This window comes from Streptomyces albidus (ex Kaewkla and Franco 2022), assembly GCF_013870515.1.
Lineage (GTDB): Bacteria > Actinomycetota > Actinomycetes > Streptomycetales > Streptomycetaceae > Streptomyces > Streptomyces albidus.
Genome location: NZ_JACBXA010000105.1, coordinates 1 through 18,434 on the forward strand (window position 1 = coordinate 1; position 18,434 = coordinate 18,434).

20 protein-coding genes are annotated in these 18,434 nt (G+C 70.7%); 9 read left to right on the forward strand and 11 right to left on the reverse strand.

Annotated elements, in window-relative coordinates:
• The 4 genes from H5J26_RS16835 to H5J26_RS16850 all read left to right on the forward strand — a co-directional run.
• Nucleotides 1–1,045, forward strand: a 1,045-nt coding sequence (locus H5J26_RS16835) for a Stk1 family PASTA domain-containing Ser/Thr kinase (protein ID WP_181766685.1), incomplete at its 5' end; no start/stop codon positions are given.
• Between the two features lie 415 nt (nucleotides 1,046–1,460).
• A complete protein-coding gene (locus H5J26_RS16840; RefSeq protein ID WP_181766686.1) occupies nucleotides 1,461–2,213 on the forward strand; it encodes a transglycosylase SLT domain-containing protein in 753 nt (250 codons plus the stop codon).
• A 4-nt stretch (nucleotides 2,214–2,217) separates the two neighbouring features.
• On the forward strand, nucleotides 2,218–3,093 hold the full coding sequence (locus H5J26_RS16845; protein WP_181766687.1) for a deoxyribonuclease IV: 876 nt from the start codon (nucleotides 2,218–2,220) through the stop codon (nucleotides 3,091–3,093).
• A 2-nt stretch (nucleotides 3,094–3,095) separates the two neighbouring features.
• Nucleotides 3,096–3,545 carry a DUF4396 domain-containing protein gene (locus tag H5J26_RS16850; protein ID WP_181766688.1) on the forward strand — a complete coding sequence of 150 codons (450 nt, stop codon included), beginning with the start codon at nucleotides 3,096–3,098 and terminating at the stop codon, nucleotides 3,543–3,545.
• Nucleotides 3,546–3,557: 12 nt separating this feature from the next.
• Here H5J26_RS16850 and H5J26_RS16855 read toward each other — a convergent pair whose 3' ends face one another.
• Nucleotides 3,558–4,181, reverse strand: a complete 624-nt coding sequence (locus H5J26_RS16855; RefSeq protein WP_181766689.1) for a sulfite oxidase-like oxidoreductase — start codon at nucleotides 4,179–4,181, stop codon at nucleotides 3,558–3,560.
• Nucleotides 4,182–4,377: 196 nt separating this feature from the next.
• On the opposite strand from H5J26_RS16855, the gene bfr reads away from it, so the two are divergent.
• The gene (bfr, locus tag H5J26_RS16860; protein WP_181766690.1) at nucleotides 4,378–4,866 is read left to right on the forward strand and encodes a bacterioferritin; all 489 of its coding nucleotides are present in this window, start codon (nucleotides 4,378–4,380) and stop codon (nucleotides 4,864–4,866) included.
• A gap of 36 nt (nucleotides 4,867–4,902) precedes the next feature.
• Here bfr and H5J26_RS16865 read toward each other — a convergent pair whose 3' ends face one another.
• Both H5J26_RS16865 and H5J26_RS16870 read right to left on the reverse strand, forming a co-directional pair.
• Nucleotides 4,903–5,184 carry a (2Fe-2S)-binding protein gene (locus H5J26_RS16865; protein WP_181766691.1) on the reverse strand — a complete coding sequence of 94 codons (282 nt, stop codon included), beginning with the start codon at nucleotides 5,182–5,184 and terminating at the stop codon, nucleotides 4,903–4,905.
• 192 nt (nucleotides 5,185–5,376) lie between these two features.
• On the reverse strand, nucleotides 5,377–6,726 hold the full coding sequence (locus H5J26_RS16870; RefSeq protein WP_181766692.1) for a class II 3-deoxy-7-phosphoheptulonate synthase: 1,350 nt from the start codon (nucleotides 6,724–6,726) through the stop codon (nucleotides 5,377–5,379).
• Nucleotides 6,727–6,827: 101 nt separating this feature from the next.
• Here H5J26_RS16870 and H5J26_RS32440 point away from each other — a divergent pair, with 101 nt between their 5' ends.
• Together H5J26_RS32440 and H5J26_RS16880 are read left to right on the forward strand one after the other, a co-directional pair.
• Nucleotides 6,828–6,887 carry a trp operon leader peptide gene (locus H5J26_RS32440; RefSeq protein WP_181766701.1) on the forward strand — a complete coding sequence of 20 codons (60 nt, stop codon included), beginning with the start codon at nucleotides 6,828–6,830 and terminating at the stop codon, nucleotides 6,885–6,887.
• A gap of 120 nt (nucleotides 6,888–7,007) precedes the next feature.
• The gene (locus tag H5J26_RS16880) at nucleotides 7,008–8,924 is read left to right on the forward strand and encodes an anthranilate synthase family protein (protein WP_181766693.1); all 1,917 of its coding nucleotides are present in this window, start codon (nucleotides 7,008–7,010) and stop codon (nucleotides 8,922–8,924) included.
• A gap of 83 nt (nucleotides 8,925–9,007) precedes the next feature.
• Here the strand turns inward: H5J26_RS16880 and H5J26_RS16885 are convergent, their stop codons facing one another.
• From H5J26_RS16885 to H5J26_RS16900, 4 genes are all read right to left on the reverse strand, one after another.
• Nucleotides 9,008–10,036: a 6-phosphofructokinase gene (locus tag H5J26_RS16885; RefSeq protein WP_181766694.1), complete on the reverse strand. Its 1,029-nt coding sequence runs from the start codon at nucleotides 10,034–10,036 to the stop codon at nucleotides 9,008–9,010.
• Nucleotides 10,037–10,185: 149 nt separating this feature from the next.
• Nucleotides 10,186–10,881, reverse strand: a complete 696-nt coding sequence (locus H5J26_RS16890) for a response regulator (RefSeq protein WP_181766702.1) — start codon at nucleotides 10,879–10,881, stop codon at nucleotides 10,186–10,188.
• 76 nt (nucleotides 10,882–10,957) lie between these two features.
• On the reverse strand, nucleotides 10,958–12,157 hold the full coding sequence (macS, locus tag H5J26_RS16895; RefSeq protein ID WP_181766695.1) for a MacS family sensor histidine kinase: 1,200 nt from the start codon (nucleotides 12,155–12,157) through the stop codon (nucleotides 10,958–10,960).
• Between the two features lie 106 nt (nucleotides 12,158–12,263).
• The gene (locus H5J26_RS16900) at nucleotides 12,264–13,115 is read right to left on the reverse strand and encodes a lysophospholipid acyltransferase family protein (RefSeq protein WP_235980770.1); all 852 of its coding nucleotides are present in this window, start codon (nucleotides 13,113–13,115) and stop codon (nucleotides 12,264–12,266) included.
• A gap of 195 nt (nucleotides 13,116–13,310) precedes the next feature.
• Here H5J26_RS16900 and H5J26_RS16905 point away from each other — a divergent pair, with 195 nt between their 5' ends.
• Nucleotides 13,311–14,081, forward strand: coding sequence for an alpha/beta hydrolase (locus H5J26_RS16905; protein ID WP_181766696.1), 771 nt, complete (start codon nucleotides 13,311–13,313; stop codon nucleotides 14,079–14,081).
• On the forward strand, nucleotides 14,071–14,676 hold the full coding sequence (locus H5J26_RS16910) for a hypothetical protein (protein ID WP_235980771.1): 606 nt from the start codon (nucleotides 14,071–14,073) through the stop codon (nucleotides 14,674–14,676). Before H5J26_RS16905 ends, H5J26_RS16910 begins: the two co-directional genes overlap by 11 nt.
• A 64-nt stretch (nucleotides 14,677–14,740) precedes the next feature.
• On the opposite strand, the gene H5J26_RS16915 is transcribed toward H5J26_RS16910, so the two are convergent.
• The 4 genes from H5J26_RS16915 to H5J26_RS16930 all read right to left on the reverse strand — a co-directional run.
• Complete coding sequence (locus tag H5J26_RS16915; protein ID WP_181766697.1) at nucleotides 14,741–15,529, reverse strand: endonuclease/exonuclease/phosphatase family protein; 789 nt, start codon at nucleotides 15,527–15,529, stop codon at nucleotides 14,741–14,743.
• A 90-nt stretch (nucleotides 15,530–15,619) separates the two neighbouring features.
• Nucleotides 15,620–16,561 carry an ROK family glucokinase gene (locus H5J26_RS16920; protein WP_181766698.1) on the reverse strand — a complete coding sequence of 314 codons (942 nt, stop codon included), beginning with the start codon at nucleotides 16,559–16,561 and terminating at the stop codon, nucleotides 15,620–15,622.
• Nucleotides 16,562–16,646: 85 nt separating this feature from the next.
• Nucleotides 16,647–17,282, reverse strand: coding sequence for a DUF5304 family protein (locus tag H5J26_RS16925; RefSeq protein ID WP_181766699.1), 636 nt, complete (start codon nucleotides 17,280–17,282; stop codon nucleotides 16,647–16,649).
• 93 nt (nucleotides 17,283–17,375) lie between these two features.
• Nucleotides 17,376–18,434: ArsA-related P-loop ATPase (locus H5J26_RS16930; protein ID WP_181766700.1), on the reverse strand; the 1,059-nt coding region annotated here is incomplete at its 5' end.

Sequence of the window (18,434 nt, forward strand, 5' to 3'; positions counted from 1 at the left end):
CCCCATCACGGTCGGCCGGATCCACGAGAGCGCCGAGGACCACACGAGCGTCCTCCCCCGCCCCTCGCACCAGTACGAGACCTACGGGCACGACGACGAGCTGAACCGCACCGCCAGGTACGCCGCCCCGCCGTCCGACAGCCCGCCGCAGCACGGCTCGGGCGGGCGCCGCGGCGGTGGACGGATCTTCATCGTGGCGCTGGCAGCGGTGCTGCTGATGCTGGTCGGCACCGGTGTCTGGTACATCAACTCCGGCCAGTTCACCAGGACACCCGCCGTCCTGGACAAGACCGAGCCCGACGCCAGAAAGATCATGGACGGATCCGGGCTCGACGTGAAGATCAGCCGCGACTTCAGCGAGCGGGTCGAGCGCGGCCACGTGATCGACACCAACCCCGACCCCGGTGACCGGATCCGCAAGACCGGCACCGTGACCCTGGTCGTCTCCCGCGGCCCGGAGATCGTCAAGATCCCTGACCTGGGCGGCACGCCTCTGGACGAGGCCAGGAGCAAGCTCAAGGAAGCGGGCCTGGAGCCCGGCACGGTGAAGCGTGAGTTCAGCGACGAGACGCCGCAGGGCTCCGTGATCAGCACCGACCCCGCCGCGGGTTCCAAGCGGCGCCCCGGCTCCTCTGTCGCACTCGCCGTCTCCAGGGGCGCACCGGTCGACGTACCGGACGTGGTCGGGGACGACGAGGACTCCGCGCTGGAGGACCTCCGCGAGGAGGGCCTGGAGGTCCGCGTCGCGTCCAAGCGGGTCTTCTCCGAGGAGGACGAGGGCAAGGTCGCCCTCCAGTCACCCGCCGAAGGCACCACCGCCGCCAAGGGCGACACCGTCACGCTCACCATCTCCAAGGGCGAGGACCTGGTGGAGGTGCCGGACGTGGAGGACCTGGGCAAGGACAAGGCCCGGCGGAAGCTGCGGGAGGCGGGCTTCGAGGTCGTCGTGCGCCGCCTCTTCATCGGCGACAAGGTCTTCAACCAGTCGCCGGACGCCGGCGAGGACGCCCCCAGGGGCTCCCGCGTCACCCTCTGGCTGCGCTGATCACGTCCTCGGCGGCCTCCGCAGGGGGCGCCGAGAGGCACGGCGCCCACCTGGCCGCCGCACGGTAACCGGATCCGCCCGAAACATCGCTGCCGGAGTGTGCGCATGCCCTCACGCAGTGCGAAATGAAGCGCGGCGAATGTGACTCCGGACATAGGGCCGATGTCACGTACGAAGAGGTTTAGTGCATTGCGGCCCGGGGTTACCCCGCGTCCGGCTGGTCAAACCTGGGCGATGACCGCTGTCCCGTCTGCGACAAGGCCGCCCATAAACGACGTGGGATAGTACGTCACATTTTTGTCTTCTCTTTTCCAAGCCTCTAACAATTGCCCTCGGTCGCACTCGCCGGGATTCAGAACCGGCGAACCCTGCCTTTCCGGCCTCTGCGACGCACGCAATTGAAAGGTTCGCCACAATGCCCAGCATTCCCGGCTACGTCCGCAACCCCAAGTTCACGCGTATATCCGCCGCAGGTATCTCGGCCGTCAGTGCCGCAGCCATCGCCTTCACCGTGATCCCCGGCTCGGCGGACGCGGGTGACAGCAGCCAGTCCCCGGCCAAGAAGGTCAACTCCTCCAACGCCGCCGCCAACGGCGGAGCCCCCAAGACACAGCTCAAGACAGCCAAGCAGGGCACTCTGGATCCCGACGTCCAGCGCACCGACGCCGACGCCCAGAGAAAGGCCCTGGCCAAGCAGAAGGCCCTCGCCGACGAGCGCGCCGCCGCCGTCAAGGACCAGGCCGCCAAGAAGGTCGCCGCCGCGAAGAAGGCCGAGCAGGAGCGCAAGGCCGAGGCGAAGGCCAAGGCCTCCCGGGCCGCCAAGCGCGCCGCAGCCAAGCCGACCTACCCGAACAACCTGGACGGCTGGATCCGCGAGGCGCGGGCCATCATGGCCAAGCACAACATCCCCGGCTCCTACGACGGCATCAAGCGGAACATCATCCGCGAGTCCGGCGGCAACCCGAACGCGGTCAACAACTGGGACATCAACGCCCAGAACGGCACCCCGTCCAAGGGCCTGCTGCAGACCATCAAACCGACCTTCGACGCCTACCACGTCGAGGGCACCTCGACGAACATGACCGACCCGGTCGCGAACATCGTCGCCGCCTGCAACTACGCGGCGGACCGCTACGGTTCGATGGACAACGTGAACTCGGCATACTGACCGTGTGACGACCAATCGACGACGCAATCCCATTGGCGGCCACGTCCCCGTAGCAGGGGGACTGGCCGCCACTGGCATTTCCTACGCGGGAGACATCGGGGCGGAGACCGTCCAGGTATTCGTGGCCAATCCACGTGGCTGGGCGACGACTTCCGGTTCTCCGCGACAGGACGAAGAATTCCGTGAACTGTGCAAGGAACGCGGGCTTCCCGCGTACGTGCACGCGCCCTATCTCATCAATTTCGGCTCGCACACCGAGGCCACTGCGGACAACTCCGTTTCCTCGCTGAGGCATTCGCTCAGGCGCGGGCGTGAAATCGGAGCACGCGGAGTCGTGGTCCATACGGGTTCGGCCACAGGCGGCCGTGAAAGGGAGATCGCGCTCGCACAAGTGGGACGGCTTCTCTCCCCGCTTCTGGACGAGCTGACGCACGAGGACGATCCGTGGCTGCTGCTCGAGCCCACCGCCGGGCAGGGAGCCTCGCTCTGCTCCCAAATACAGGACCTCGGGCCGTACTTCGACGTCCTGGGCCGCCACCCGCGCCTCGGCGTCTGCCTCGACACCTGCCACATCTTCGCCGCGGGTCACGACCTGGCGGCGCCCGGAGGGGTGAAGCGGACGCTGGACGAGCTGGAATCCGTGACCGGCCCCGGACGGCTGAAGCTCATCCACGCGAACGACTCCAAGGATGTCGCGGGCGCCCACAAGGACCGGCATGCGAACATCGGCTCCGGCCACATCGGCGAGGGCCCGTTCGCCGACCTGATGACGCATCCGGCGACCGAGGGCGTCCCGCTCATCATCGAGACGCCCGGCGGCAAGGAGGGTCACGCGGCGGACGTGGCCCGGCTGAAGGAACTCAGGGAAGGCGGAAGCTGACCATGCAGCAGCGCGCTCCGGTCCCCTGGGGAACAGCGGCCCGGGCGACGCTGCACTGCCTGACGGGCTGCGCCATCGGAGAGGTCAGCGGGATGGCCATCGGCACGGCGCTGCGGTGGCACAACGTCCCGACCATGGCCACGGCCATCGGCCTGGCCTTCGTCTTCGGCTACAGCCTCACCGTCTACGCGGTCCTGCGCGCCGGCCTCGGGATGAGGGCCGCCGTGAAGGTCGCGCTGGCCGCCGACACCGTCTCCATCGTGGTCATGGAGGTGACCGACAACGCGGTCGTGGCTCTGGTGCCCGGCGCGCTGGACGCGCATCTCGCGGACATCCTCTTCTGGTCGTCCCTGGCGCTGTCCTTCCTCGTCGCCTTCCTCATCACGACACCGGTGAACCGGTGGATGATCGGGCGGGGCAAGGGCCACGCGGTGGTGCACGCCTACCACTGATCTGCGGGCCCGCTACAGCTCCGGGCCCTCGCCGGGCTCCTCCTGGTAGGAGTAGCGCTGTTCCTTCCAGGGGTCACCGAGGTTGTGGTAGCCGCGCTCCTCCCAGAAGCCGCGGCGGTCGGTGGTCATGTACTCCACGCCGCGCACCCATTTGGGGCCCTTCCAGGCGTACAGCTGCGGCACCACCAGCCGCAGCGGGAAGCCGTGTTCGGCGGTGAGCAGCTCACCCGCCCGGTGCGTGGCGAAGAGGGTGGAGGGGGCTTCGAAGTCCGAGAGCCGCAGGTTCGAGCTGAAGCCGTACTCGGCCCACACCATGACGTGCGTGACGTCGCTCGCGGGAGGAGCCAGCTCCAGGACCGTACGGGCGAGCACACCGCCCCACTCCGCGCCGAGCATGCTGAACTTGGTCACGCAGTGGAGGTCGCCGACGACCGTCTCGTACGGCAGGGCCGTGAACTCCTCGTGGTCCCAGGAGTGCTTCTCACCGTCCGCGGTCGCACCGAAGACCCGGAAGTCCCAGCGGTCCGGCTTGAACTTCGGCACCGGCCCGTAGTGGGTGACGGGCCAGCCGCGCTGGAGCCTCTGGCCGGGCGGAAGCGGTTTCTGCTCCCCCTCGCGACTCTCCGGCTGCCCCATCTCCCCATGGTGACAGACCCTTGTGCAGCCGCTTACCGGCACCCCGGACCGCCACTGCCCGGCTCCTCCTCGCTCATCAATTCGGGCGATTTCGGTAAGCCTTCGCTTACTGGACCAGGTCGCGACACGGTGCGAGGATGCGCGGGCGCGCGCAAGCACCTGGTACTTTTCCGCCCCCTGGAAGGAGCCCGCGGCCATGCAGGGCGACCCCGAGGTCATCGAATTCCTCAACGAGCAGTTGACTGCCGAACTGACCGCCATCAACCAGTACTTCCTGCACGCCAAGATGCAGGAGCACTTCGGCTGGACGAAGCTCGCGCGTTACACACGGGCCGAGTCGATGGACGAGATGCGCCATGCCGAACGACTCACCGACCGCATTCTTTTCCTGGACGGCCTGCCCAACTACCAGCGCCTCTTCCACGTCAACGTGGGACAGACGCTCGTCGAGATGTTCACAGCGGACCGGCAGATCGAGGTCGAGGCCATCGACCGCCTGCGGCGCGGAGTGGAAGTCATGCGCGCCAAGGGGGACATCACCTCGGCGAACATCTTCGAGGAAATCCTGGCCGACGAGGAACACCACATCGACTACCTCGACACCCAGCTCGAACTGATCGAGAAGCTCGGTGAAGCGCTCTACATCGCGCAGATCATCGAGCAGGAAGCACCGTCCGAGGGCTGAGAGGACGGCCGACGGACCGTCATCACCGGTGCCCGGTCAGGCGGCTTCGGCCACTCCGGCGTTCTCCTCGGCTTCGCCGACGACCTCGGCGGCCAGGGATGCGGGCACCGACATCGGCGCCGGCAGCTCGGCGGCGGCTTCCAACTGCCGCCGGGGGCAGGCGCCGCGCCCCAGGAGCCCCTGGATGCGGCGCACGCACGAGCCGCAGTCGGTGCCGGCCTTGCTGGCGGAGGCGATCTGGCGAGGTGTACAGGCTCCGGCTTCCGCGTGCTCGCGGACCTGCCGCTCCGTGATACCGAAGCAGGAGCAGATGTACACGCGGATCTCCTTCCGGGCCGGGATCTCGTCAGCTCAACGACGCCATAGCTTGATGAGGTTAACCTAACCTTACCCGGCGCTCGGTGTCCACAACACAGAAGTGGGGCCCGCATCACTGTGATGCGGGCCCCACTTCTGTGTTCACAGCGGCATGCGCGGGCTGCTGTCAGCCGCCCGTGCTCTGCCGGACCTTCACTGGTCCCGGTACATCTCCGCCACCAGGAACGCCAGATCGAGGGACTGGCTGCGATTCAGGCGCGGATCGCAGGCCGTCTCGTAGCGCTGGTGCAGGTCGCCGACGAAGATCTCGTCGCCGCCGCCCACGCACTCCGTCACGTCGTCGCCGGTCAGCTCCACATGGATGCCGCCGGGGTGCGTGCCCGAGCCCTTGTGCACCTCGAAGAAGCCCTTGACCTCGTCCAGCACGTCGTCGAAGCGGCGGGTCTTGTGCCCGCTCTCCGCCTCGAAGGTGTTGCCGTGCATCGGGTCGCAGACCCACACCACCTGGGCGCCCGAAGCCGTCACCTTCTCCACCAGCGTGGGAAGCCGATCCCGTACGGTGTCGGCGCCCATTCGGGTGATGAAGGTGAGCCGGCCGGGCTCCCGGTTCGGGTCGAGCCGGTCGATCAGCGTGAGCGCCTCTTCGGGCGTCGTGGTCGGGCCGAGCTTCACACCGATCGGGTTGCGCACCTGGGAGGCGAACTCGATGTGCGCGCCGTCCAGTTGGCGCGTGCGCTCACCGATCCAGACCATGTGCCCGGAGACGTCGTACAGCTTGCCGCTGCGCGAGTCCGTACGGGTCATGGCCGACTCGTAGTCGAGCAGCAGGGCCTCGTGCGACGCGAAGAACTCGACGGTCTTGAGCTCCTCCGGGTCCGTGCCGCAGGCGTGCATGAACTTCAGCGCCTGGTCGATCTCACGCGCGAGCGCCTCGTAGCGCTGCCCCGAGGGCGACCGCTTCACGAAGTCCTGGTTCCAGGCGTGCACCTGACGCAGATCGGCGTAGCCGCCGGTGGTGAAGGCCCGCACCAGGTTCAGCGTGGAGGCGGACGCGTGGTACATCCGCTTCAGCCGCTCCGGGTCCGGCGTGCGCGCGGCCTCGGTGAAGTCGACGCCGTTGACCGAGTCGCCCCGGTACGACGGGAGGGTCACCCCGCCCCTGGTCTCCGTCGGCTTCGAACGCGGCTTGCTGTACTGCCCGGCGATGCGGCCGACCTTGACCACCGGCACGGAGCCGGCGTACGTCAGCACGGCGCCCATCTGCAGCAGCGTCTTGAGCTTGTTCCGGATGTGCTCGGCGCTGACCTGGTCGAAGGCCTCCGCGCAGTCACCGCCCTGGAGCAGGAACGCCTCGCCCCGTGCGACCGAACCCAGACGGGCACGCAGCTGGTCGCACTCGCCTGCGAAGACGAGGGGCGGATAGGACTCGAGCTCGGCGACGGTCTCGCGCAGAGCCTCTTGGTCCGGCCAGTCGGGCTGCTGCGCCGCGGGAAGGTCTCGCCAGGTGCGGGCACCGGCGTCGGGGTTGGCGTTCACATTCACGCGCTCCAGGTTACGGGGTCACCCCGACCGTACTTTCGAGCTGCCCGAGTGGTGAGACGGAAAGCACTCGGCTGCCCAGGGGCTCGTGTACGCTCCGTGCCATGTTCGCGCAGACTCTCACCAGCAACTGGTGGTGGACCGCTCATCCGGCGGCCCACTGACTGCGCGCGCACCACACTCAGCGACAGACGCGAAGGCCGCCCGAGGGGCGGCCTTCGGTGTGTGTGTGCGGCCGTTCCTCCCCTGCGTGACCTCGCCGGTGCCCAGGAAGGAACCCACCGATGCCCCGATCCGCCGACGCGCCCGCCCCCACCACCGCTTCCGCGCTCCTGCAGCGACTGCTGCGCGAGGACGCCCCTCCCTTCGCGCTGCTGCGCAGACGAACCCCCGGCCGCGACGAGGAGACCGTCGAGCTCCTGACCGGGCCGGTCCGCGAGGTCGCCCGCCTCGCCGACATCCCCGACGGCGAGCGGGGCGCGCTCGCCCTGGTGCCCTTCCGCCAGATCCGCGAGCGGGGCTTCGGCGTGCGGGACGACGGGACGCCCCTGGCCGTGCTCGTGCCGCAGGAGGTGCACGAGCTGCCGCTGGAGGACGTCCTCGCGGCACTGCCCGGCCACCGCGTACGTGTCGAGGGCGGGACCTTCGACGTCGGGGACGCGGAGTACGAGGAGACCGTGCGCCGGGTCGTCGAGGACGAGATCGGGGCCGGTGAGGGTGCCAATTTCGTGGTGCGGCGGACCTTCGAGGGGCGGATCCCGGGCTTCGGGCGCGGCGACGCGCTCGCTCTCTTCCGGCGGCTGCTCCTCGGCGAGAAGGGTGCGTACTGGACCTTCGTCGTGCACACCGGCGACAGGGCGCTGGCGGGGGCGAGCCCCGAGGTCCACGTGCGGATGGCGGGCGGCACGGTCGTGATGAACCCCATCAGCGGCACGTACCGCCATCCCCCGGAGGGTCCCGGCGTCGGGACACTGCTGGACTTCCTCGCCGACCGCAAGGAGAGCGAGGAGCTGTCCATGGTCGTCGACGAGGAGCTGAAGATGATGTGCACCGTCGGCGACATGGGCGGGGTGGTGGTCGGGCCGCGGCTGAAGGAGATGGCGCACCTGGCGCACACCGAGTACGAGCTGCGGGGGCGCAGCACGCTCGACGTGCGCGACGTGCTGCGGGAGACGATGTTCGCCGCCACGGTGACCGGCTCGCCCGTCGAGAACGCCTGCCGCGTCATCGAGCGGTACGAGCGCGGCGGCCGCGGCTACTACGCGGGGGCGCTCGCGCTCGTCGGACGGGACCCCGGAGGAGCGCAGACGCTCGACTCGCCCATCCTCATCAGGACCGCCGACATCGACGCGAGCAGCGGGCGGCTCAGGGTCCCCGTCGGCGCGACCCTCGTGCGGGCCTCCGACCCGGCGAGCGAGGTCGCCGAGACCCATGCGAAGGCCGCCGGGGTGCTGACGGCGCTCGGCGTCCGCGAGGCGCCCGTACGAGAGAAGGGCCCGCGGGCACGGCTCGCGGACGACGCACGGGTCCGGGCGGCGCTGGAGGCCCGGCGTGCCCACCTGGCGCCGTTCTGGCTGCGCATGCAGACCGCGGAGGAACGCGGCCCGCTGCGCGGCAGTGTCCTCGTCGTGGACGGTGAGGACACCTTCACCTCGATGCTCGCCCACCTGCTGCGTGCGAGTGGCGCGGGCGTCGACGTGCGGCGGTACGACGAGGAGGGGCTGCGGGAGGCGGCGCTCGGGCACGAAGGGCCGGTCGTCCTGGGGCCCGGGCCGGGAGACCCGCGCGATGCTTCGTCCCCGAAGATGCGTGTGCTGCGCGGGCTGACCGCCGAGCTGATGAGGCACCGCCGGCAGGGGCTGCTGGGGGTCTGTCTCGGGCACGAACTGCTCGCCGTCGAGCTGGGGTTGGAGATCGTACGGAAGGCCCGGCCGTACCAGGGCGCGCAGGAGCGCATCGACTTCTTCGGACGGCCGGAGACCGTGGGCTTCTACAACTCCTATGCGGTGCACTGCGATCCGCAAACGGCGCAGGAGCGCGCCCTGGAGGGGATCGAGATGAGCCTCGACGGCGGGAGCGGGGAGGTGCACGCGCTGCGCGGGCCCGGGTTCGCCGGTGTGCAGTTCCATCCGGAGTCGGTGCTGACGCTCGGCGGTCCGCGGATCGTGACGGAGCTGCTGGCGGCGGTGGCCGTCGGCTGAGCGTGCGGCGGGAGCTGCGGCCGCACGGGGCGAGCCCTCGGTGACGGGGTGGCGGCGGACAGCGCGCCGCCACCCCGCCGGGCTCAGCCGAAGAAGACCGAGGCCTCCTCGTACAGTTCGGGATCGACCGTCTTCAGCTTCGCCGTGGCCTCGGCGATGGGCACGCGGACGATCTTCGTGCCCTGGAGCGCGACCATCTTGCCCCAGTCCTGGTCACGTACGGCATCGATCGCGTGCAGCCCGAAGCGGGTGGCCAGCCAGCGGTCGAAGGGCGTCGGAGTGCCGCCGCGCTGGGTGTGACCGAGGACGGTCGTACGCGACTCCTTGCCGGTGCGCCTCTCGATCTCCTTAGAGAGCCACTCGCCGACGCCCGAGAGCCGCACGTGCCCGAAGGAGTCGTGCGAATCGTCCTTGAGGACCATGTCGCCGTCCTTGGGCATGGCGCCCTCGGCGATGACGACGATCGGGGCGTAGCTGGCCTTGAACCGGGACTCGACGTAGCGGCAGACCTCGTCGACGTCGAACCGCTGCTCGGGGATGAGGATGCAGTTGGCGCCTCCGGCGAGCCCGGAGTGCAGAGCGATCCATCCCGCGTGCCGTCCCATCACCTCCACGACGAGGACGCGCATGTGCGACTCGGCAGTCGTGTGCAGGCGGTCGATGGCCTCGGTGGCGACGTTGACGGCCGTGTCGAAACCGAAGGTGTAGTCGGTGCCGGAAAGGTCGTTGTCGATCGTCTTGGGCACACCGATGCACTTGACCCCGAACTCGTCGGTGAGACGGGCCGCGACACCGAGGGTGTCCTCGCCGCCGATGGCGATGAGGGCGTCGACCTCGTGCTTGACGAGGTTCTCCTGAATGCGGCGGACGCCGTTCTCCTCCTTGAAGGGGTTGGTCCGGGAGGAGCCCAGAATGGTGCCGCCGCGCGGCAGAGTGCCGCGCACCGCGGGGATGTCGAGCCGGACCGTGTCCCCTTCCAGCGGGCCGCGCCAGCCGTCCCGGAAACCGAGGAACTCGTAGTTGTACTGCTGAACGCCCTTACGGACGACGGCCCTCATGACGGCATTGAGCCCGGGGCAGTCGCCGCCTCCGGTCAGCACTCCGACCCGCATGGGATCTCCCTTCTCACCGCCGCGCTACGCGCGACTCTGTACGAACTGCCGCCACGCTAGCGGTGATCCACATCACAAGGGATGGGGCGCGGGGCCGTTTTTGGATCAGTTGGAGGGACGTACGGGAAGAACCGGCCGCTACCGTCGGATCACTCCTCGTCCAAGCCGCGCTGGATCGCGTAGCGCACGAGCTCCACGCGGTTGTGGAGCTGGAGCTTGCCGAGGGTGTTCTGCACGTGGTTCTGCACGGTGCGGTGCGAGATGACCAGACGCTCCGCGACCTGCCGGTAGCTGAGCCCCTTGGCCACCAGGCGCAGCACCTCCGTCTCGCGCTCCGTCAGCTGCGGCACGGCGGGGTCGTCCGGACCCGCCGCGGGAGCCGGATCGGCGGCCAGCCTGCGGTACTCGCCGAGGACCAGCCCGGCCAGGCCCGGCGTGAAGACCGGGTCGCCGACAGCCGTACGCCGCACGGCGTCCTGAAGCTCCTCCATGCTCGCCGACTTCACGAGATAGCCCGTGGCCCCCGACTTCACCGCCTCCAGCACGTCCGCGTGCTCCCCGCTCGCCGAGAGCACCAGTACGCGCAGATCGGAGCCGGCACCGACCAGCTGACGGCACACCTCGACTCCGGGCAGGCCGGGCAGGTTCAGATCGAGGACGAGCACGTCGGGTGCGGCGGCACGGGCGCGGCGCACCGCTTGCGGGCCGTCGCCCGCGGTGGCCACCACCTCGAAGCCCGCCTCGCTCAGATCGCGGGCGACCGCGTCCCGCCACATCGGATGGTCGTCGACGACCATCACCTTCACCGGGCGCTGCTCGTCCGCCGCGCCGGCTTCAGCCTTCATGTCCTTCGTCATCTCCCCCGCCGACCTCTCTGTCGCACCGTTCCGTCCGTCGCTTCCGTCGCGTCCGTCGCGTCCGTCATGCTTTCCCACGGCCGCCCCCGGCCTGCTTCGGCACCCGCAGCTCGACCTCGGTGCCCTGGCCCGGCACGGACAGCAACTCGGCGCTGCCGCCCAGATCGCGCAGGCGCCCGCGGATCGAGAGCGCGACGCCCATCCTGCCCTCGGCCTCCGCGTCAGCGAGCCGTCCGGCCGGAAGCCCGGGGCCGTCGTCCCGAACGGTCACGAGCACCGCGTCCGGTTCGTCCTCGAGGAGGATCCACGCCTGCGCCGGCTCTCCGTCCGGCCCGGTGGCATGCTGCCGCACATTGTCGAGGGCCGCACTGACAGCCGCGGCCAACTCCCGTGCCCCGGATGCCGCAAGCATCACGGGAGCGCCCGGCTCGACGATGGTGACGCGGGCACCGGCGTGCGGGGAGAGCAGCGTCCGCAGATCGCAGTCGGCGGTGCCCGCCGGGCCCTCGGCGCCTCCGGCCGCCAGGCTCCCGGTGAGCGCCGCCTCCTTCTGCGAGACGGACTGCGCCGGAATCAGCCCGCTCGAGACGAGCGTGCGCAGCGCCACCTCCTGCTCGCCCGCCATCCTGCCCAGTTCGGCGGCCTCACCGCCCATCGCCGTGCCCCGGCGCTGCACCATCGCGAGGACCTGCAGCACGCTGTCGTGGATGTCGCGGGCGAGCCGCTCGCGCTCCCGGGTGGCGGCCTCGATCTGCAGGGCGTGGGCGAGGGTGCGTTCGCTGGCCCGGGCCACCTCGACGACGTAGCCGATGCCGATGCTGGCCACGCACACGAGCAGCACGTTGTGCAGGGTGGGACGGGTGATCGCGCCCTGCTCGACGACGTTGGCGACCCCCACCAGGGCAGCGCCCACCGCGCCCCAGCGCCAGCCGCCCTTGATCGCGAAGGCCAGCACGGGGCCCGCGACCCAGATGGAGGGGATCGTGGGGCCGATGCTGCCGTGCGCGTCGACGTACACGGACAGCAGGATCCCGGCGACGGCGAGCGTGATGTCGAGCGCGAGGAATCCGTTGGTGCACCGACGGGCCGAGGAGACCCGGGGCAGGGTGACCAGCGTCCAGACGGTGAGCAGGGCCAGGTAGACGACGCCCGGGACCGGATGGGCGTAGCGGTCGAACGCCCACACGTACACCGTGATCGCGTAACCCAGCCCCAGCAGCCGATACCCCGTCAGCGCACGCCACAACGGCTGCTCGACAGACATCCTCGCGGCCATCTTCGCTGCCCCGCCCCCTGGTTGTGCCAGGCGCTTGCCGGCGTCCGCCTCCCCGCGGCCGGCCGTGCGCTCGTCCGTGTTCTGCGCCGCCTGCCTACGCGGCTCTGTTCCGCTCGTTGCGCTTGCGCCTGGCCGGAGCCGATCCGCTCCTCCGGCCGGGGGTCGCCGGGAACGCGGCCCCGGCTCCGTCCGGCTGCGTCTCCGTGTCCACGGCCTTCTCCGCCTCCGCGGCGGCCTTCTCCTCGTCCGCCTTCCGCTTGGCCTCCTCGGCGAGTTGCCGTTTGGCAGCGGTGGCGTACATGTCGACGTACTCCTGGCCGGACAGCTTCATGATCTCGTACATGACCTCGTCGGTCAGGGCCCGCTGGATGAAGCGGTCGTTCTCCATGCCCTGGTACCGGCTGAAGTCGAGAGGCCTGCCGATCCGGATGCCCGGCCGCATCAGCTTGGGTACGACCTGCCCGGGTGGCTGGATCTTTTCGGTGTCGATCATGGCGACGGGCAGCACGGGTGCTCCCGATCGCAGCGCCACGCGGGCGAGCCCCCCTGGCTTCCCGCGGTAGAGACGCCCGTCCGGGGAGCGCGTGCCCTCCGGGTAGATGCCGAACAACTCGCCGCGCGAGAGCACTTCGAGACCGCTGCTGATCGCCGCCTCACCCGCGCCCCGCGCGCCCGACCGGTCGACCGGCAGCTGCCCGACGCCCTTGAAGAACGCCGCGGTGAGCTTGCCCTTCACCCCCGGGGACGTGAAGTACTCGGCCTTGGCGATGAATGTGACCTTGCGGTCGAGAACCGAGGGGAGGAAGAAGGAGTCCGAGAAGGACAGATGGTTGCTGGCGAGAATCGCGGGCCCTTCCTCGGGCACGTGCTCAAGCCCTTCGACCCAGGGCCGGAAGGCAAGCTTGAGCCCGTTGCCGACCGACATCTTCATCGCTCCGTAGAACAACCGAGGACCTCCTGTTTCCTACACGGCGACCCTATCTCGCCATCGCGGAACCAGCGCTCCTCCGTCAGGCAAGCGGAACTACCCGCTGTCCGTCCCCCCGCGTAGGCTTGCAGCACCCCGCCCCCGGCGGGGCGCCCGCAGCGGCAGCACCGCCCCGAGACGCCGACGACTTGAGACCGACCGGCTGGAGGCCACGTGTCCATCCTTCCCGGAGCCGAGCCCATGCACCATGACGGATCGGAGACCGGGGTCCTGGTGTGCCACGGCTTCACCGGCTCCCCCCAGTCCGTACGCCCGTGGGCCGACCACCTGGCCGCGCAGGGGCTGACGGTCTCCCTTCCGCTGCTCCCCGGGCACGGCACGCGATGGGAGGACCTGGCCGTCACGGGCTGGCAGGACTGGTACGCAACGGTGGACCGCGAGCTGCGTACGCTCATCAGCCGCTGCGAGCAGGTCTTCGTGTGCGGCCTCTCGATGGGGGGCGCGCTGGCCCTGCGCCTGGCGGCCCGGCACGGGGACGCGGTGAGTGGAATCGCCGTGGTGAATCCCGCGGTGACCTTCCCCCGGCTCCAGGGATACGCACTTCCTGTGGGCCGTTTCCTGCTGCGCTCGGCCCCGGGCATCACGAGCGACATCGCCAAACCCGGCACGTATGAGGTGGGTTACGAGCGGGTGCCGACCCACGCCGCCTACTCCGCCCGCGACTTCTTCCGCCGCGTCCTCGGCGAACTGCCCCAGGTCACACAGCCGCTGCTGGTCATGCACAGCAGGACGGACCATGTGGTGCCGCCCTCGGACTCGGCACTCGTGCTCAGCAAGGTCTCCTCCAGCGACGTGACGGAGACGGTTCTCGAAGACAGCTTTCACGTGGCCACGCTGGACCACGACGCGGAGCGCATCTTCGCGGACTCCCACGGATTCATCACCCGGCTCGCAGCGAGGAAGACAGTCCGCGATGGAGCGTAACCCTGGCGCTGAGGACCACGGCCCCGGCGAGGACCCGGAGCCCGAGCACGACCCGGAGGCACTGCCGCTGGACGAGGAGGCCGCCTGGGCTGCAATCGTCGCCGCCTACGGCGAGCAGCCGCGGGCGGACGAGATGGCTCCGGCGGCCGAGCCGGGCGGAGACGCCCGGTCCCCCGCACGCCCCGCCGGATCGGGCGCCGGCCCGGAAGGCGAGGGCGAGGGTGACGAGGGCGGCACGGCCGTGCGCAGCTTCACCGTCTACTCGGCGGGTTCGGGGCCTCGCGACTGGGCTGCTCCGGCAGGCGACGACCAGGACGAGGGCGGCGCCGAGGACGGGGACGAGGGCCACTTCGTGCCGCCGGAGCCGCCGCCGCTGCCCGAGTCGGATCCCACGACGAGGTTCGCCTGGCTCGCCGTCGTCGGCGGTCCGCTGCTGCTGATCTTCACCATCCTCTTCCAGCAGGACTTCACCTGGTGGATCGCGACCCTCGGTCTGGGCGGTTTCCTCGGCGGATTCGCCACCCTGGTCGCCCGCATGCGGGACGGCCGCGACGAGGACGACTGGGACGACCCGGGGCGCGGCGCGGTGGTCTGAAGCCCCCGGCTCTCAGAGCTGCGGGCTTCCTCGGGCGGCGCAACCCGGAGGTGCCGACGGGCGGTCAGGCGGTGGGCCCGGCGGGGCTTTCCGTCGTGGTCTCCGGAGGCACGCGCAGCACCGCCAGTACGGGCAGATGATCGGTGGCGATCCGCAGGTCGGATTCGGAGACCCCGTCGAGCCCGGCCGGTACGCCGCAGCCGAGCACCTCGACGCCCTTCGAGGCGAGCACCGCGTCGATGCGCTGCTGCGGGTGCTGCGGTGTCGAGGTGTACTCACCTCCCCAGGGCTTGACGGCCCAGCCGTCCTGGAGCTCCTTCGCGAGGCGCCGGAAGGTGCGGCCGCCCGGGCGCTCGTTGAGGTCTCCCGCGGCGACAAAGTGCCGGGTGCCGAGGCCGGCGAGCCGCTCGAGGAGCATCCGGCCCTGCGCCTGCCGCTCGTCGGTCTGAAGGCTCAGGTGGCAGCTGAGCACCCCGAGCCGGGAGGACGGGCCGAAGCGCAGCACAGCCGTGGCGAAGCCCCTGCGGTGCAGTCCGGGCGTATGAGGCAGCAGCACGTCCTCGGCGTACTCGACGGTGGCCCGCAGCGTGGTGAGGATCATCGGGCCGGTGGCGGGGGCACCGCCCGTCACGTACACCAGCCCGCACTCACGGGCGAGCCTGGCGGCGTGCTTGCGCCAGCGGAAGAAACGCGGGGCCTCCTGTACGCAGACCACGTCGGGGGCGCACGCCCGGATGACCCGGGCGAGCGCTCTCCGATCGTCGCGCATGGAGCGGATGTTGTAGCTGAGCAGACGGACGACGGCCGTACCGTCGGACTCGGTTCGTGCGGCTGGCAGATCCGCGAGCGTCATCGGCGCGGCTCACAATCCCTGTCTCGGCTGCTCGTCGGGCGTGATGCGGCCGTCCGGCTCTCGCGCCGGACGGCCTCGGCGGGCGGGCCCTCAGCCCTGACGGGCGAGGTCGGCCACGCCCACCATGCCTGCCTTGCCGCCCAGTTGGGCCGCGAGCACCTCGGCGTGCGGCCGCCAGCGGCTGCCGACCAGCCAGCGGCGGTAGGACTTGCGGATCGGGTCGAGCACCAAGTCGCCCTCGTCCGAGACGCCGCCGCCGACGATGAAGGCCCCCGGGTCGAAGAGCGAGGCGAGGTCGGCGAGGCCGGCGCCCGCCCAACGGGCAAGCTCCCTGAAGGAGTCGACGGCGACCGGGCAGCCCTGCCGGGCGGCCTCGCTGATGTGCTTGCCCTCGACTCCCTCGGGGGTGCCGTCGCCAAGTGCCAGCAGGATCGCGGCGTTCTCGGGTGTGGCTGTCGCGCGCTGCCGCGCGTAGCGCACGAGCGCGCTGCCGGATGCGTACTGCTCCCAGCAGCCCTGGTTGCCGCAGCCGCACAGCAGGCCGTCCGGCACCATGCGGATGTGGCCGAACTCGGCGGCGACGCCGAAGCGTCCGCGGTGGAGCTTGCCGCCGATGATCACGCCGCCGCCGAGGCCGGTGCCGATCGTGATGCAGACGACGTCTTCGTGACCGGTGCCGACACCGAACTTGTACTCGCCCCAGGCGGCGGCGTTGGCGTCGTTCTCGATGACGACCGGCAGGTCGATGCGCTGCTCGACCTTGTCCTTCAGCGCTTCGTGGCGCCAGCTCAGATTCGGTGTGAAGAGGACCGTCGCCCGCTTGTCGTCGACGTAGCCCGGCGCGCCGATGCCGACGGCGTCCACCTCGTACTCGGCGCTCGCGTCCCGTACCGCGTCGGCGATGGCGTCTATGACGCCGTCCGCTGTGGGAGGGGTCGGCACGGTACTGGTTTCCAGGATCGATCCGTGCTCATCGACCACGCCGGCCGCGATCTTGGTGCCGCCGATGTCGACGCCGATTGTGAGTCCCATGTGTCCCTCGGTATTCGGTCTTACCCCGCTGCGGAACACCGTACCGGAGGGGGTGTGCCGCCTTACCGCGCCCAGTGGCCGGTGCTCACTCGCCGGATCCCGTACCGGGCCCTCCGGACCGCCCGCCGGGACCGTACGGATCGTCCGGGCCGTCGGTGCTGCCGGAACCCCCGGAACTCTCGGGACCGGAGGTGCTCTCCCCACCGTCGTGAGGCTCCGGCTTCGCGGAACCCCCGGGCTCCGTGCGCTCGCCGGGATCCTTGTCGAGGTCGATCCGCTCGAGACCGGCGGGTGCGGCATCGCGCCCCTCGCCGGCGGTGTCGGGGGCGGAAGGCGCCGAGGTGCCGGCCGTCCAGCGCCCCTCGGCCTCCTGCACCGCGGACCGGTAGGCGGCGAGCAGCTCTCCGCCGGCGGCAGCGAGGTGGTCGAAGACCTGAGGATTGCGTTCGACGACCGGCTCGATGGCTGCCTTGGCCTGCGCGATCAGCTGCTGGGCCACTCCCTGGGCCGCCGCGGAGGCCACCGTCCCCGCGAACGGCTTGCCCAGCTCGGCCACCCTCTCGGAGACGGCGTCCGCGAGACGGCGAAGCTCTTCGGCCGGACTGCCGTACTGCTGTCCGGACTCCGCACGCCGGCGGGCCTTCTCTGCGGCCAGGTCCTCCTCGCAGGCCTTCGCCCAGGCGTCGTCGTCGGACGCGGGGGGTTGGGCGGCATCACTCATGACGGGCTCCTGTGACCAGAGGAGTGGAAGGCTCTTCTTCGACGTTACCGGACCCTGCCGAAGGCGTTCACGGCCCGGCGGCAGGATTGTGCGTCAGCTCTGGGTGCCCTCCGGCCACAGGGCGGGGTCAGGGGCACAGCGCACCCGCAACTCCCCCCGCTCCAGTGCGGCGCCGACCACCCGGCACCTGCGCAGGGCGGAGGGCAGGGGGACCGCGCGCCGGTACGGGCCGACGCCGATGATCAACTCGTCGCCGCGCCTCACGAGCCCGAGCTCGTCCTTGCGCACCGACGGCAGCGGCATCCGCCACACGAGCAGCCCGTCCTCGGCCAGCCGGTCCTCGACGCTGCCGGGGCTGCGTACGGGGACGCCGCGCCGGGCCGTCGCGGCGGGCCCTTGGGCACCGACCGCGGAGGCCAGCCCGTCCAGATCGTCGACACCGCCCGGATCACGTCCGAGGTGCGGCAGTTCACGCAGAGGCACGTCCTCCGCCTCGCACTCCGCACGCAGCGCCGCGAGCGCTTTCTGCTGGCGGCCGGAGGCCGAGGTCAGCCAGGGGTCCGAACTCCCCGTCGGAAGCACCCTGTTGGCCACGACCGCACCCAGCGACAGCCCGTACAGGCCGAGTCCGGCGCGCGCCTGCCGCAGGGCCTCCGCGGCGAGAGGGCCCGGTTCGGCGACGATCCGCACGGCCGTGTCGGGCGACTCCAGAACGCCCTGGACGGAAGCGAGTTCGGCTTCCCAGCGGGCGGCCGTCCCGTACAGCGCGGCCGTGGGCATCGGCACCCCCGCCAGCTGGGCGAGAGCGGGACGCAGGGCGCGGGCGGCCTGCCGCTCGGGGGGCAGGAGCCTGCGCAGATAGCGGCGCAGCTGGGCGGGCAGCGCCAGAAGGTGCAACGCCTCCGGCGTGTGCGGCAGGTCGACCACCAGGGTGTCCCACTCCCCCGCGGTGTGCGCCGCGTACAGCGTGCGCAGCAGCGCGAAGGCGTCGGCGCCCGGCAGTTGGGTCAGCTCGTCCTCGTCCAGCGGTTCCGCCCCGAGCAGGTCGAGGACGGTACGGGACCGTTCCTGGAGCGCCGTGGCGCTGCCGCGGAAGTGTTCGCCGGAGTCGATGCGGGCGAACCACAACTGCCCGCCGGTGGCGGGCACTTC

What these genes read in the sequence shown, in the direction of transcription:
- H5J26_RS16840 (WP_181766686.1), top strand. Translation starts at nt 1,461, where the DNA reads ATGCCCAGCATTCCCGGCTACGTCCGCAACCCCAAGTTCACGCGTATA.
- H5J26_RS16850 (WP_181766688.1), top strand. Translation starts at nt 3,096, where the DNA reads ATGCAGCAGCGCGCTCCGGTCCCCTGGGGAACAGCGGCCCGGGCGACG.
- H5J26_RS16855 (WP_181766689.1), bottom strand. Translation starts at nt 4,181, where the DNA reads ATGGGGCAGCCGGAGAGTCGCGAGGGGGAGCAGAAACCGCTTCCGCCC.
- bfr (WP_181766690.1), top strand. Translation starts at nt 4,378, where the DNA reads ATGCAGGGCGACCCCGAGGTCATCGAATTCCTCAACGAGCAGTTGACT.
- H5J26_RS16880 (WP_181766693.1), top strand. Translation starts at nt 7,008, where the DNA reads ATGCCCCGATCCGCCGACGCGCCCGCCCCCACCACCGCTTCCGCGCTC.
- H5J26_RS16885 (WP_181766694.1), bottom strand. Translation starts at nt 10,036, where the DNA reads ATGCGGGTCGGAGTGCTGACCGGAGGCGGCGACTGCCCCGGGCTCAAT.
- H5J26_RS16890 (WP_181766702.1), bottom strand. Translation starts at nt 10,881, where the DNA reads ATGAAGGCTGAAGCCGGCGCGGCGGACGAGCAGCGCCCGGTGAAGGTG.
- macS (WP_181766695.1), bottom strand. Translation starts at nt 12,157, where the DNA reads ATGTCTGTCGAGCAGCCGTTGTGGCGTGCGCTGACGGGGTATCGGCTG.
- H5J26_RS16910 (WP_235980771.1), top strand. Translation starts at nt 14,071, where the DNA reads ATGGAGCGTAACCCTGGCGCTGAGGACCACGGCCCCGGCGAGGACCCG.
- H5J26_RS16915 (WP_181766697.1), bottom strand. Translation starts at nt 15,529, where the DNA reads ATGACGCTCGCGGATCTGCCAGCCGCACGAACCGAGTCCGACGGTACG.
- H5J26_RS16920 (WP_181766698.1), bottom strand. Translation starts at nt 16,561, where the DNA reads ATGGGACTCACAATCGGCGTCGACATCGGCGGCACCAAGATCGCGGCC.
- H5J26_RS16925 (WP_181766699.1), bottom strand. Translation starts at nt 17,282, where the DNA reads ATGAGTGATGCCGCCCAACCCCCCGCGTCCGACGACGACGCCTGGGCG.